At 39.4% G+C, this 14,361-nt stretch carries 13 protein-coding genes and 1 pseudogene; 2 read left to right on the forward strand and 12 right to left on the reverse strand.

The features are described 5' to 3' along the window. Positions 1 to 15: 15 nt before the first annotated feature. From VXK47_RS18735 to VXK47_RS18770, 8 genes and pseudogenes are all read right to left on the reverse strand, one after another. Positions 16 to 1,575, reverse strand: a complete 1,560-nt coding sequence (locus VXK47_RS18735; RefSeq protein ID WP_435550310.1) for an ASKHA domain-containing protein — start codon at positions 1,573 to 1,575, stop codon at positions 16 to 18. 9 nt (positions 1,576 to 1,584) lie between these two features. Further along, entirely contained in the window at positions 1,585 to 2,331 is a 747-nt protein-coding gene (locus VXK47_RS18740) for an SIR2 family NAD-dependent protein deacylase (protein WP_435550311.1), read from the reverse strand. Between the two features lie 95 nt (positions 2,332 to 2,426). Further along, entirely contained in the window at positions 2,427 to 3,497 is a 1,071-nt protein-coding gene (locus VXK47_RS18745; protein WP_435550312.1) for a PP2C family protein-serine/threonine phosphatase, read from the reverse strand. A gap of 65 nt (positions 3,498 to 3,562) precedes the next feature. Next, entirely contained in the window at positions 3,563 to 4,837 is a 1,275-nt protein-coding gene (locus VXK47_RS18750; protein ID WP_435550313.1) for a serine/threonine-protein kinase, read from the reverse strand. A gap of 15 nt (positions 4,838 to 4,852) precedes the next feature. After that, the gene (locus tag VXK47_RS18755; protein WP_435550314.1) at positions 4,853 to 5,692 is read right to left on the reverse strand and encodes an MBL fold metallo-hydrolase; all 840 of its coding nucleotides are present in this window, start codon (positions 5,690 to 5,692) and stop codon (positions 4,853 to 4,855) included. 27 nt (positions 5,693 to 5,719) lie between these two features. Beyond that, positions 5,720 to 6,543, reverse strand: a pseudogene (locus tag VXK47_RS18760) (50S ribosomal protein L11 methyltransferase). 22 nt (positions 6,544 to 6,565) lie between these two features. Beyond that, complete coding sequence (locus VXK47_RS18765) at positions 6,566 to 7,315, reverse strand: AAA family ATPase (protein ID WP_435550315.1); 750 nt, start codon at positions 7,313 to 7,315, stop codon at positions 6,566 to 6,568. Between the two features lie 658 nt (positions 7,316 to 7,973). Next, positions 7,974 to 9,638, reverse strand: a complete 1,665-nt coding sequence (locus tag VXK47_RS18770) for an electron transfer flavoprotein-ubiquinone oxidoreductase (protein ID WP_435550316.1) — start codon at positions 9,636 to 9,638, stop codon at positions 7,974 to 7,976. Positions 9,639 to 9,991: 353 nt separating this feature from the next. On the opposite strand from VXK47_RS18770, the gene VXK47_RS18775 reads away from it, so the two are divergent. Together VXK47_RS18775 and VXK47_RS18780 are read left to right on the forward strand one after the other, a co-directional pair. After that, positions 9,992 to 10,831, forward strand: coding sequence for a glycosyltransferase family 2 protein (locus VXK47_RS18775; RefSeq protein WP_435550317.1), 840 nt, complete (start codon positions 9,992 to 9,994; stop codon positions 10,829 to 10,831). 504 nt (positions 10,832 to 11,335) lie between these two features. Next, positions 11,336 to 11,617: a hypothetical protein gene (locus tag VXK47_RS18780; RefSeq protein ID WP_435550318.1), complete on the forward strand. Its 282-nt coding sequence runs from the start codon at positions 11,336 to 11,338 to the stop codon at positions 11,615 to 11,617. Between the two features lie 104 nt (positions 11,618 to 11,721). Here the strand turns inward: VXK47_RS18780 and VXK47_RS18785 are convergent, their stop codons facing one another. From VXK47_RS18785 to VXK47_RS18800, 4 genes are all read right to left on the reverse strand, one after another. Continuing rightward, a complete protein-coding gene (locus VXK47_RS18785; RefSeq protein ID WP_435550319.1) occupies positions 11,722 to 12,606 on the reverse strand; it encodes a DNA ligase in 885 nt (294 codons plus the stop codon). A gap of 117 nt (positions 12,607 to 12,723) precedes the next feature. Next, on the reverse strand, positions 12,724 to 13,062 hold the full coding sequence (locus VXK47_RS18790; RefSeq protein WP_435550320.1) for a hypothetical protein: 339 nt from the start codon (positions 13,060 to 13,062) through the stop codon (positions 12,724 to 12,726). Between the two features lie 47 nt (positions 13,063 to 13,109). Further along, the gene (locus VXK47_RS18795; RefSeq protein WP_435550321.1) at positions 13,110 to 13,685 is read right to left on the reverse strand and encodes a transposase; all 576 of its coding nucleotides are present in this window, start codon (positions 13,683 to 13,685) and stop codon (positions 13,110 to 13,112) included. A 148-nt stretch (positions 13,686 to 13,833) separates the two neighbouring features. Beyond that, a complete protein-coding gene (locus VXK47_RS18800; RefSeq protein ID WP_435550322.1) occupies positions 13,834 to 14,211 on the reverse strand; it encodes a hypothetical protein in 378 nt (125 codons plus the stop codon). Between the last annotated feature and the right edge of the window lie 150 nt (positions 14,212 to 14,361).

Consider the following 14,361-nt stretch of genomic DNA (forward strand, 5'->3'; position numbering starts at 1 on the left):
TATAAAAAGATAATGTTAAGGAGATGTTTTGTGGAAATTTAATTTAACCGATGGAAACAGCGAAAGATTGGTATGGGGAATAAATTTGGCGGCGGAAAAACGGTTCATGAAATCCTGGTTTACATTCAATTCAACATAAGTGATGCTGTTTCTGATTGCATCAATCTCATCCATTAATTTGCAGTCTTTAAGAATCATTGAAGCTCCTTCAAGAGAGCTGTTTCCTATCGGCTTGTAAGTACTTTCGGCAAGATCAGGCAGCATTCCGATTGTTATGGCGGAACGCGCATCGATAAGAGAGCCAAAAGTGCCCGCCACATAAAATGTAACCAGATCGGAAAGCAAAATCCCAACATAAGATGCTATAGTTTCGAGTATAGTATACATGGCGGCCTTGGATCTTATAAGACTGTCAAGATCAGCCTGACTTATAGTCAGATCTTCTCCTTTGGCAGAGTCTTCTGCAAATATCACAACAAAGCTTCTGAATCCGTCATTATCCAATAATCTATTTTTGCATACATCCTTAATAAATTTTCCTCTGATATCGATCATGCCGGAAAGAAAAAGAGATGCTGCAAGATCAATCAGGCCTGATCCGCAAATTCCAACAGGAGGAAGATCTTCTATTGTATGAACATTAAAATTCTGCGTTTTATGATCGTAAGAGAGTCTGTCTATTACTCCGGGTCCTGCTACCATAGCCATCTTAGTTACACCGCCTTCAAGAGCAGGCCCGGCAGCTCCGGCACATGCAACAAGCCAGTTTTTATTGCCAAGCACCACTTCTGCATTTGTACCCACATCAACCAGAATGGAAGTATTTTCACTTCGGTTAATACCTGAATATAAGATCCCGGCTATAAGATCTCCTCCGAAATAGCTTCCGGTGTTTGGAAATACAAATACTTTGGCGGACTCATTTGCTTTTATTCCCAGCTCTCTGGCCTTTTGGCATCCGGGTCTGTTTATGACAGGAATATATGGTTCTCTGATAAGATAGTGCGTGTTAAGTCCAAGCAAAAGATGAGTCATGGCAGTATTGCCTGCAACTGAAACAAGATAAATATCTGAAGGCTTGATGTTGCATGTTTTGCAAAGCTTTTCAACAGCGCTGTTGATACCGTTTACAATTAAATTCTTTAGAGTTTCAAGCCCGTTTTCTTTTTCCGCAAAATGTATCCTTGTAAGAACATCCGGTCCGACTGATATCTGGGGATTGGGAAATGAACTCTCTGCAAGGGTTTGGCCATCCGACAGGTCTAACAATCTTAACACAACGGTGGTTGTGCCAAGATCAATTGCAAGGCCCGCAGCAGTATCTGTATGCTTACCGGTTATTCCGGCAAGATGCCATCTCTTGTGATCTTTAAACAGAACGCAACGCAGCTTAAAATTGTTTTTCCGGATAAGTTCAGGAAGCTTTGCCAGCAGATAAATATCCATATCAACCGATTGGATATTTAAAGCGGTTTCAAGAGTCTTTTCAAAACGCTCCGCATCTGCCGTATTATCGCTAAGGGATGGAAAAGGTACTTCTATTTCTTTAATCCAGCTATTGGTAGATTCAGTCATAGTCTTGCGTTACAGAAGAAGTTCCACTTCGGATACTATTTCTTTTAATACTTCTCCGGCATTGCCCATTATAATATAATCGCTGATATTTTCAGTAAGCGGTGTTTTTTCAGGATTTATTTCAATTATCTTTGCTCCTGATTCCTTTGCATCTACAGGTATGATTGAAGCCGGATAAACAACGGCAGAAGTTCCGACTACCAGCATGACCTCGCATTCACGGGAGATTTTTCCCGAACGAAACAGGTGCTCTGGCGGTATCATTTCTCCAAATAGCACACAGTCCGGTCTTAAGATTCCTCCACATTCACATTTGGGTGGAATCTCATCAAGGCAAACTTTGGATGTTTCGATCTTTTTTTCACACTTAAGGCACCTTTGGAAAGCAAAAGTGCCATGAAATTCAATAACATCGGTATTCCCGGCAAGCTGATGAAGCCCGTCAACATTCTGTGTTATTACTGACTTTAGTATTCCAAGTTCTTCAAGTCTTGCAAGGCCTATGTGTGCATTATTAGGTTTGGCCTTTTCTATAACATCTTTCATCTCCCTTATAAGAATATTCCAAACTTTAGCAGGATCTCTCATAAATGAGTCAATATGCGCAAATTCCATGGGATCTATTTTCTCCCATATGCCGCCTTTACCCCTGAAAGGAGGAATGCCGCTTTCAACGGATACACCGGCTCCGGTCAGAACAACAACTTTCTTTGATTTTGCAAGGTCTTTCGCCGCTTTTTTGATCAGGTTTTCCATGCCTTCCTTACCCGTCTCATCAACTTATGAGCTCACGAACTCAAGAACTTATGAATTCAAGAACTTATGAACTCACGAGCTTATGAACTATTTTCTTATTTGTCTATAAAAATTTCAATAGCCTTTTTTTGTTTTTGTGTAAGCTTTTCAAATTTAAGCTCTACACCAAAAGGTTTTATACCCACAACCTTTGCATTTACCATTAACGATTTTTCTCCTTTGTAATCCGAAATGGTAAGAACCATATTTTGTCCCATTGAAAAAAAATCGCCTGACTCAATGAAAAGGCCATCTATAGTAATATGTTTAGCCAAAGCCCTGTTTGAAATATCATCCGTATCATATTCAACTATAACGTATTCCAAATCCTTTTGAGTCTTATCAGCAGGAGTTGCTACAGAACCGGTTTGCGGATCATCTGTTATCTTCAGAACAATCAAGGTGATATTATCGTCGCCTCCCCGCTCATTTGCAAGATCAACCAGCATCCGGCAAGAGGTTGAGGGAGAGTTATTTTTCACTATATCCGATATTTCTTCAGGCTTTACTTTATCGCTAAGGCCGTCGGAACATAAAACGAGCAGATCGCCTTCATATATTTTAATTTCACAAAAGTCAGGCTCCACCTCATCTTTAATGCCTATAGCCCGTGTAATTGTATGCCTGAATCTTTCCGAAAGCGGCGGTGCATCGGCAGAAGCAAAAGCTGCATATTCGGCCATTGCTGTATGCGGTACCGAAAGCAGGCTGATTTCATTATTACGAATAAGATAAATCGGGCTGTCTCCGACATTTAAGGCAACCAGCATATCAGATACTACAAAAGCAACAGATACTGTTGAACCCATTCCATTACATGCCGATTCTTTTATGGAATGTGCATAAGCCAGCTTGTTGGCCTCAAATATGCTTGATATAAGCCATAAAGCCTGCATTGAAACACTCCGAATCGGCTTGATGTTATCAGTATCTCCACCGACATATCTATCCATCATCCTCTTTACTGTTTCCACAACAAGCTTGCTGGCTACTTCTCCGGCATTATGTCCTCCCATTCCGTCTGCGACTAAATAAAGACAAATATGGTCATCAATAAAAAAAGAATCTTCATTTCCTGTTCTTTTCCTGCCGGTATCAGTAATTCCCGCCGATTCAACCTTAATCATTTTGCCTTAATTTATCTCCTTTATTCCGGCCTTTATCAATAAAGTAAACTTGCGGACAGTAATTATCAAGGTTCTCCGGTAAAACGGTTTACAAGGGTTATAGCAAAATTCTTAAAAAAAAGCAGTTGAATTGAATCCGAAGAATTATCAAGAAGAGTTGCGTTTATTACCAGAAGTATACAATCGGTTTCTGCCACAACTGTAGCTGTCCGGGCACGACCGCTTATATATGCCATTTCCCCGAAGCATTCTCCCTGGCCAACGGTTGAAATAGTTTTATTATCTTTTAATATTGCTACCTTTCCGCTCATGATTATATAAAAGGTATCATCTATTTTACCTTCGCTGACAATTATTTTGCCTTTGCGGACTTTTGTTATTTTACTGACTGAAAGAAGCTCTTTCATATGGTTTGTTGTAAAGCTTTTAAAAAAGGGAAGATGGTTCATGAACCGGATAATATCATTAACTCTTTCATTACCCGGCGTTCCCGTTAATCCCCTTTGAGCCACTCTTAAGTCATAGGCAAGCTCCATGCAACTCTGGTAACGATCATCCGGATTCTTGGCAAGCGATTTTTGTATTATTTTATCAAGAATTTTAGGTATTCCGGGTCTGATTTTCAATATAGATTCAGGATTTTCATTATTAATTTTATACATTATGGAAAAATGATTATCTCCCGGAAAAGCCTTGACTCCGGCAAGCATTTCATAAAGAACACATCCCAAAGAAAAAATATCACTGACAACAGAAACCTTTGAATCTTTCAATTGCTCGGGTGACATATATCTTGGTGTGCCCATCAGTCCCATATCCAATGTTGCTTCTGAAATATAGGCAATGCTGAAATCGGTTATTTTTGGAAATAATACGGAATCAATCATTATATTTGTCGGTTTAATATCTCGGTGTATGACTTTCTGCTTATGAGCATAATCAAGGGCGTTGCAGACATTTATTATGATTTTAAGGGCTGTGTTTACAGGAAGAAGGTTCTCTTTCTTACAGTATTTATAAAGAGTGTCTCCTTTAATATACTCAATAGCCATATAACAATAATCTTTGTATATGCCTGCGTCATATATTGAAACGATGTTGGGATGACTAAGACGTCCGGCAGATTGTGCTTCAACAAAAAAATGGCTTCTTTCCCTGTCCGTATTAAGTCTGGAAAGCTTAATAGCTACAATTCTTTTTATATAAGGATCAATCCCCATATAAACTACGCCGGAACCCCCCTGCCCCAGCTTTCGTATGATTTTATATCTCCCGACTGTATCAATGTTATCAAGACCATTTCCGGGATTTGTTTTATCATCTATAGTATCTTCTTGCATTAAAATACCTTGAATTTACAGAATATAAGTTGTATCACATGTTACCCCTAAAAATTCTGTATTGTATCCTTTTTCAGCAGCGGTATGCTTGCATATTTTAACAATTTTATTCATTTCCCGATCGGTTCGTTCCTGATTCAGATGGAAAAGGCCAAGTTTTTTAACTCCTGCCTCAAAAGCCAAGGAAAGGACATCGGTATACACAGAATGCCCCCATTCGATCTTTCGTTCATATTCTTTAGGAGTATATTCCGCATCATGAATAAGTAGATCGGCATCTTTGGAAAAATCTATATAAGATTTCATGGGAAGGCCGCCACTATGAACAAAACCAAGCTCATTATCTGTTAAAAAAACAAATGTTTTACCGTCTTCTATGAACTTGTATCCACTTCCATTATTGGGATGGCTTATCGGAATAGGAATTATTTTAACCGAGCCTATTTCAAACTCGGTCGGGCATGCATCAATATGTACAATTTTTGCTTTTAAATCTGAGTATTTTACAGGAAAATTAGGGGGAGCCATTACTTTTGAAAGTATTGTTTCAACAAATTTGCTGTGAAACGGGCATCTGTGCATATAAAATTCAGCCCGTTTTGAATAAAGCGGTTTGAAGAAAGGGAAACCCATCAGGTGGTCCCAGTGTGCGTGAGTAAATATAAAATTATATTTATACAGGTTATTTTCAATAAGATGATTGCCGAGCCTTCTGATACCTGTACCTGCATCGACTATAATAATATCATTGCTTTTAGTAGCTATCTCAACGCACGTTGTATCTCCGCCATATACAAGGTATTCTTTACCGGAGACAGGTATTGAACCTCTTGACCCCCAGCATTTAATATACATGTTTTAACCTTCCCTTTAAAAGAGGCTTTATTGCAATGTTCTTCCCAATAAGGTTTTCCAGATGCCGGCATGTTCCCATTTATTTATTATTTCAACAGAAAGTTTTGATAAATAACCCTCTATTTTTTCTGCTTCATTTTTCATTAACCCTGATAAAATAAAATACTTTTTATTTAAAAATCCTTGTGCCTGAACAAGTTGCTTCACGATATCATAATGAATATTCGCAATAAGAAGATCCGCAGGCAAATCAATAAAATCCTGAGCTAAACCCTGAACCGGAATTATTCTGTCTTCCATAGCATTCAGTAAAATATTTTTTTTGCTGTTTCAGCTGAAAGATAGTTGATATCAACAGCTACAATTTTGCAGTCGCCAAGGTATGCTGCAACTATCGACAGCAACCCGGTTCCTGTTCCCAGATCAACAACGGTTTTGATTTGCTCACCGTCGAAAGCCAATTCAAGAGCTTCAATACAGTCATGTGTTGTCGGATGAGTTCCTGTACCGAAAACCACACCCGGATCTATAATAATCTTGGTTTTTCTTTCAGTATCACAAGATGTATTCCAGGGTGAAATTATGTTGAACCGTCCGATATTAAGAGGAAAAGAAGATTTGCCCTGCCACTCATCATAACTCATTTCATATTTATCTATTAATATCAGATATGGCTGGTTATCTAAAAGCATTTCAATCTTCCCATATGATGGGTTTTTGAAGAAAAGAAATGAATAATTATCTTCTTCCCAATTGCCTATAAAGTCGGAACCAAATATTTTAAAATCAGGTTTAACCCGTCCTTCAATAGAATAAATATAAAGGTTTTTATAAGGAATATCCTCAGTCATATTAATCAATGGCAATTGCAGGTTATTTAATTATCCTGTCAAATATTTCAAAAACCGCCTTAACCATGCTGTTATCAACCGGCATATCTATTGTCGGCAAACCATTTAAATCGTATTCATAAAGTGTTTTATCTTCAGGTATTGATCCGGCGAACCGGACTCCTGCATCCTTGATTATGTTCAATATTTCATCAGATGGTTCTTCTTTACAGCGGTTTATTATAATATAGCTTTGACCGACACCGATATTAAGATGTTTTGCAAGTTCACTGATCCTTATTGCCGCCTGAAGCCCGCGCCTTGAAGTATCCGAAACAATCAGAAGTATATCCACATTTTTTGTGGTAAGGCGGCTGATATGTTCCATACCCGCTTCATTATCAATAACAATGTATGGATAATTATCAACAAGCCGCTCAAGAAAACCGGTCAAAAGAGTGTTGGCCGCACAATAACAACCTGCTCCTTCCGGCTGGCCCATTACGACCAGATCATGTCCTGAAGCCTCTACAATAGCCTCTTCAAGTTTCATTGACATGAATACATCCTTTGTCATGCCACCGGGTACTACTCCTTTCTTCATCTCTTCTCTGGCATTTCCAAGAGTTTCTATTACCTTCAGGCCAAGAACTTCATTTAAGTTGGCGTTTGAATCAGCATCAACGGCAAGAACAGGAATTTTTCCTTTTAAAGTTAAATATTTGACAAGCAGACCACTTATTGTTGTTTTACCCGTCCCGCCTTTTCCGGCAAGTGCTATAGAAAATGACATTAGTCAACTGTTCCTTATTATGATTTTTTATTATAAAACCCTGTTATGATATTTCTCCGTTAAATTCAATAAGTAGGACAGATATAATAAACAGTCAAGCATCTTTTGACAACTTGTTAATAAGTCACAACTTTTTAAAATTTAACGGCTTTACAAAAATCCATCCGTTTAAATTACACTTCACCATGTAGAATTCAAAAGGCAAATAAGTATGTTTCATTCCTTCAGGGTTTACGCATCTTAAATATAAAGTTTTAAACGAAACCGGCAGGATTATGATAACCCGGCATATTAAATTCAATCCTGATTATATTTTTGGGAAATAGCACGAAAAAGATATATATATCAAATAAATACTTGATAATCAGATTAATATTTGAAGAGCTGTATTTTGCTTATATAAGTTTGGATCAGATTATTTCCACCCACCCTGATCTTATTAAAAAAACTCCGGAATAAAAGTTTCACCATTTATAAAACGGAGAAACCATAATTTTTATAGCCAAAAAGACTGACTGCGAAAGCAACAAATTTTTGCTTTCGCAGTCGTTTCAATTCATACGCAGGTTCACCAATAAACCGGATTTGTCCCTGCTGTTATGGACCTATGGCTTCCGATATATGCTTAGAAAAGGCAAATAATTAGCTATTTTACAGGTTATACTATTGTGTAACCCGGTCCTTCTCCTCCCTCAGGGCATGTCCATTTAATATTTCTGTACGGATCTTTAACATCGCAGGTTTTGCAATGCAGGCAATTAGAAAAATTCAGTTTAAGCTTAGGTTTTCCGGATTTTTCGTCCAACTCCATTTCATATACACTACCGGGACAAAACCTTGTGCAGGGAGATTTATATTTTTGATAGCACTCGTTTACGCATATATCCATGTCATGCACAATGATATGACACGGCTGGTCTTCCCTGTGTGCAGCCTTTGAAAGAAATACACCCGTCAGCTTATCAACAAACAATGTACCGTCATAGGCAATCTTTTTTGTATCAGCCTTAACGTTTGCGCCTACAGGTTTGAGCGTTGTACAATCTTCTTCCGTGCTTAAATTATCTACAATACCCCGTCCTTTGGTAATATACTGGGACCCAAGATGAATAAGCTTGGTTATACCTTTTTTTGCAAGGCCCGCAGCAAAATTTCTTCCCTCATACATTTCTTCTTTAAGCCAGCTTTTATCAAATAAAGTCTGATAAGCACTTAATGCTTCAGCATTGAAACTGTTTTCCTGAAAGGCTTTTATAATTGCTTCTGCTGCCAGCATACCTGATTTCATTGAAACATGAATTCCTTTCAATGCAGGAGGACTCTGGATAGCTGCACATCCACCGACAAAAAGGGCACCGTTGACAAAAAGCTTGGGCATTGTATTATAACCGCCATTTGAAACTGTACGGGCGCCCTGCTCGATCACTTTCCCATCTTTTATAACATTTGCAACGAACGGATGAGTTTTGAATTTCATAAACTCATCATATATATCCAACATGGCGTCTTCATATGCAAGTGCGATAAGAAAACCTATTGCAACTTTATTATCACCCATTTGATATATAAAGCCTCCGCCCGGCGTATTCATGCCAAGAGGATAGCCAAGTGTATGGATATCGTTGCTCGCGCTGGTGGTAAAATAATTGTTTTCCGGAAGCTGAATTACTTCCTTTATACCTGTTTCATATACCTGGGGCATTTTGCCTGAAAAGATGTCGAGTTTTTTAGAGATATCCTGCATCAGGCTTCCTCTGGCACCTTCTCCGAAAACGGTTACCTTCGCCATAAGATCAATTCCCTGCTCGAAATTACCTTTTGGCTTGCCATCCTTATCAAGTCCTTTATCCCCTGTACGCACTCCCACAATGGTTTTTCCATTATTGTCATATAATACTTCTTTTCCGGCAAAGCCCGGAAAAATATTGACGCCTAGTTCCATAGCAATATCACCAAGCCATCTCGTGAATCTTGACAGGCTTATTATAGAAAAGCCCGTATTATGCATTTGTTTTGGAACTATGGGAACACGCATAGAAGAATCTTCAGTGAGAAAAACGAACTCATCACCTCTTACTACTGTTTCAATCGGACATTGTTTCTCCTTAAAATCGGGAATAAGCTCATTTAAAGCAATCGGATTTAAAACCGCTCCGCTTAGTGCGTGAGATCCGATTTCAGCTCCTTTTTCCAAAAGAGCCACTTCCAGCTCGATGTTATTCTTTTTAGCAAGCTGCATCAGCCTGATTGCTCCTGCCAGCGATGCCGGACCACCCCCCACAAACAGTACATCAAATTCGATTTTTTCTCTTGTATCATCCATCTTTTCCACCTTTTAATATTTGTGAATATTTCATATAAAACAATTATATGGCCTATTACAGTATCAACTTAAAATATGCAACCTATTATATGGCTCCATTACAACTGAAACTCGGAACCAATAAAACTCATTCATCAGCTAAAATATGGAACAAGGTCACAAAACACGATATTGGTATAGCGAAATATTATGCTGATATCAAAAGAATATAAGTGTTACAATAGTTTTTTAGGATAAACTTGGTAAAATCATTTATATTGAACGTCCGATTGCATTTTGTCTTTAGTCATTGTAAGTTATCAAACCAATTATATACAATACCTGCATATTCGTATATCTGAAGGAATAATCAGTTGTCACAACATGCCATTAAAAATAATCATGCAATAAGTGTAATCATTCCTGCTTATAACAGGGAATGGACAATAAAAGAAGCCATAGATTCCGTACTTTCCCAAAAGTTCGATGATTTTGAACTTATCGTGGTAAATGACGGGTCAACTGATAATACAAGAGAAGTACTTTCTTCTTACCGGAACAAAATAACAGTAATAGAACAAAAAAACCTCGGGGTAAGTGCTGCAAGAAACAAAGGGATAGTTTCATCATCCGGAAATTATATAGCATTTCTTGATTCTGATGATCTGTGGCTTCCGGGAAAACTTGAAACACAGTTTGAATTTTTCAATAATAATCCCGATACATTTATTTGCCAGACAGAAGAAATATGGCTAAGAAAAGGTAAACGTGTCAATCCGGGTAAAAGACATAAAAAGTTATCGGGTATGTTTTTCGAAAAATCGCTGGAACTTTGCATGGTAAGCCCGTCTGCCGTTATGATGAAAAGAAGCCTTTTAGATATGGTCGGCCTTTTCGATGAAACGCTGTTGGCATGCGAAGACTATGATATGTGGCTCAGAATAAACTGCAAATATCCGATAGCACTTATCGACACTCCTCTGATTGTCAAAAGAGGCGGTCACGATGATCAGCTTTCCGCTATGCATTCTTTAGATAAATACCGGATTCAGTCAATAAACAAACTTCTTAAAAGCGATCTGTTATCCAAAGACCAGCAAAAAGCGGCATTAAAAACATTAAAGAAAAAATGCCATGTTTATACCCAGGGCTGCTTAAAAAGAGGTCGTAATGATGAGGCAGAAAGATATATAAGATTATCCGAAAACCTATAAATATTATTACAACGGCATTTAATTGCAGCATTTTTAAGAAAATTCAGATAGCTTAATATAATTGCCGGTGTAACATTTTTTATTAAATGACCGTCTGTAATCTATTTCATAACTTCACTTTTCGAAATGCCAGGTGCCTATGATAGCCCTTCGCCATAAGCAGGATCGGCTGTATAACATTTCCCGATATGACGGATCTTTATTCCTTGCATCACCCATTTGGTGTGCGGTGTTGCTTTTATTTTATGAACTTGTATTTTTACTTCTATACAAATAATGTGTATTGGCAACATTACAAAGTTTGTGATAATCTTTTGCAGCAATTCAATTCAATATTTCCATGAAACTATAAAGGTAACTTCTCAATAACTTCAGGCAGAGAAACTCTGCATATTGGTTGAATATCCATACCATATTTTTGCCACTGGGCTGAATTTGGTTGCGTTCCTGATTATTTTCAGGTAGTTGAACCAAAATGCAAACAGTATTTCTGAGAAAGAGAAAATGACTGTTCAAATTCCCAAAATATCCGACATTCCCGAAGCTGAACGAACTCCGCTGGTTTTGATACTTTTGGAAGCTATTACTCAGCTCAGGGAGGAAGTTCAACTGTTAAAGGATGAAATTGCCAAGATCGATGACGCTTTGGTTTTTGCATTATCATCTTACTACTTGCCGAGTCGCACATTCAAGCTATTATCTTTCCGAAGCACAACAAAATCATATGCGGTTTATCCGCATCATGATTTGGTTGAATTTAAATATCGCTTAAAAGCATGTTTTTAGAGTTAAAAACCCGATCTTAACCGGCAAGCGCGCAGTACGACTTACTTGCACAGCACCACAGATGCGCTTGTGCGGTTTTCAAGGCTAACAGATTTGCATTCATCTCAATCCCTCCTGACGCGCATAAAGGAAGCAAAACGGGGAATGTCCTTTGGTGTTAAATCTTGGTATTTGAAGGTGACGACGGCGTCGACAGGAGGCGGATGCTTGCGGTCCGCGATTGTAAAGCCGGTGCCGAGCTTGAACTCGATACCGTTTTCGAGCCGGAGGGTGATACTGCCCATCATGCCCTCGAATTTGCCTTTGCCGGGGGTATGGGCAATCACGGTTCCTTCCATGTCGCTGAAATTTTTAACCTTTAAAATGTGAGGGCTGCGGCCGGCATGAAATGGCAACGCCGGATTCTTAATGATAACGCCTTCGCCGCCAAGGGATTCGATTTTTTTAAGGAAGGCATCGAGGTGATCCGGGCCCCTGCACGGGGTTTGCTTAATAGTGCGGACATGCGGCGCTGGGTGGGCCTTGAACCATGTAGTTGCTTTTTGGAGCCGGGATAGAAAATCGCCGGCGGCTTCCGGCGCCTCGAAAATGTTGTAGGTGATTTCCTTCCAGTTTTCCGAGGGTACTTCATCCAGCACGGTACGCTGAACAAAAGCAAAATCGTTTCTCCCGCGCCACAGCTCGCCATCCAGGGCAAACGGAGGGAAGTGCTTCGTGAACCACCCGGGTGCATGAATCCTGTATCCTTTTCGGGTAACCAGCTCTTTTCCCGTCCAGTATCCGCGAATGCCGTCGAGCTTTTCGCTCATGAGCCAGCCAGCCACAGGCTCTCTGCCGGTATATGTGCCCGCATGTTGAAGGGCCGGGGGATCCGCCGATGCAATCGAGCATGAAAGCAGAACGACCGCGAGAACAGAAACAAAAGCGGATTGCAAAACTCTTGGTTTGCGTGTCTTACTGGATGTTGGCGGGCTTGTCAGTTTAGCCACGATTCTCTCCCCAAAAAATGTAACCAGCGAATTGCCTGATTTCTGGCCTATGAACCTCTCGTATCGACGAAACGCCTAACATTTAGGGTATTTATAGGACGTGGTTAACTTATAAACTTATTTATTAATAAGCAAATATTTATTCGCCTTTGCGAGTTTCTCACCGCGTATTACTGCTTTGCCAATAGCTGTTACCGATAAATTCAATTGGCGGGAAAGCGATGTCATCGTTACACCCAGCTCTCTGACTGCCCAATAGCAAAAAAGGCTGCGCGCCTGAACAATTTCCCGCTGCCTTCCGGCATCCCAGACCTTCTCCTGCTCAACTCCCAAAACTCCGGCAACTCTGGCTGCTATATCGGTTAAGCTAAAACCTCGGGCGCGGAGATCATATTTTCTTTCCATTTGCTCGTTAGCAGTTTTAAGCACGCTTTCAACAAAATCTCCATTCCCCAAAATCCTCTCGTCACCTTTCTCAAAAACCTTTGCCGCCCGAAGCGCCTTTACCGCAGCCCATCCCCCCCCACGCTACGAACAAGGCCTCCTCCTGTCAGATCCGTCCGTTTCTCCTGGTCAATTCCTTTATTAACGAATCGCCGGTATATTTGCCTTGCTGTACCGGATTTCTCACTGAAAAGCTCTAAAACCTTATCTGTATTCTGCCAATCGCGGTTTACCTTTGCCATCAAAACGCCATGTCCGCTGTATGGATGGTTGTCCAGCGTCTTTAGATCAGGAACAAGTCCGGCTCTTAGCGGATTGAGATGGATGTATCGCACCAGTTCCAACAAGTAAGCATCCTCCTGGCATAAAATAGATTTGTAACGGTTCTGAAACAGATGGCCATATCTGTGATGTCTGCGGTTATACCAAAGCGCATATCCGGTCAGAAGCCGTCTCATAGTCGTTGATATGGAAACATTGCCGGTTCTTAGCAGTAAATGAAAATGGTTGGGTATCAAAGCCCATGCATAGCAATCCGTTTTTGTTTCAGTCAGTATAATACCGAGCCGGCTTAGAAAATGGTCACGGTCTTCATCATTTTCAAATATTTTTTGCCTGTCAATTCCCCCTGACAATGATATGATGCAGCGCTTCCGGAGCGTCTATTCGTGATTTTCTTGGCATGAAGTCCAAATAACATATCATCAAACATTAATCAAGTTTAATAGTTGCATACGTCCCCTAAGTACACACTTAATCAAGTTTAATAGTTGCATACGTCCCCTAAGTGCACACAGGCATGGCAGCAGACTCACGGACAGAAAGTGCTTTATCATCATTAGAAGTAAAATATTTCGGAGTACTTATAGATTGGGTTACAATTTTCTTGTCTGTGGGTTCTTTTGCCTTAATAATCTCATAATACAGCTTTACCGCAATTGTTGCTTGATCTTGCTGCTCTTTGCTCTGTTTCTTTTCATGCAGCTTCTTGATAAATTCAGGCAAACTATCTTTATACGCAGAAGGTAAGTTATACTTACCGCAAAAGTCCAGATAATAGCGCAACCATTTTTTATATGCCCATTGCAAATTTTTAGGGGTTATTTGGTTCTTAAAATAGATTTCAAATTGTTCCAGTATTTGGAAAGGGACAGGAAGCATAGATCTCCTCATTCCAGATATATTGATAAATAACATGATACCTGGAAAGGTAAAAATATATTATTGCAATTATCTTGTCAACAGAATATATATGGCTATATCAAATTCAAATTATTATCGGCAGTTAAAAAAAGATATTTTACTTAAAGA

Origin of the sequence: Desulfobacterium sp. N47, assembly GCF_051233685.1 — a bacterium.
GTDB lineage: Bacteria > Desulfobacterota > Desulfobacteria > Desulfobacterales > RPRI01 > RPRI01.

Coding starts and splice junctions, on each gene's coding strand:
- VXK47_RS18735 (WP_435550310.1), bottom strand. CDS start 1,575: ATGACTGAATCTACCAATAGCTGGATTAAAGAAATAGAAGTACCTTTT.
- VXK47_RS18740 (WP_435550311.1), bottom strand. CDS start 2,331: ATGGAAAACCTGATCAAAAAAGCGGCGAAAGACCTTGCAAAATCAAAG.
- VXK47_RS18745 (WP_435550312.1), bottom strand. CDS start 3,497: ATGATTAAGGTTGAATCGGCGGGAATTACTGATACCGGCAGGAAAAGA.
- VXK47_RS18750 (WP_435550313.1), bottom strand. CDS start 4,837: ATGCAAGAAGATACTATAGATGATAAAACAAATCCCGGAAATGGTCTT.
- VXK47_RS18755 (WP_435550314.1), bottom strand. CDS start 5,692: ATGTATATTAAATGCTGGGGGTCAAGAGGTTCAATACCTGTCTCCGGT.
- VXK47_RS18765 (WP_435550315.1), bottom strand. CDS start 7,315: ATGTCATTTTCTATAGCACTTGCCGGAAAAGGCGGGACGGGTAAAACA.
- VXK47_RS18770 (WP_435550316.1), bottom strand. CDS start 9,638: ATGGATGATACAAGAGAAAAAATCGAATTTGATGTACTGTTTGTGGGG.
- VXK47_RS18780 (WP_435550318.1), top strand. CDS start 11,336: ATGACTGTTCAAATTCCCAAAATATCCGACATTCCCGAAGCTGAACGA.
- VXK47_RS18800 (WP_435550322.1), bottom strand. CDS start 14,211: ATGCTTCCTGTCCCTTTCCAAATACTGGAACAATTTGAAATCTATTTT.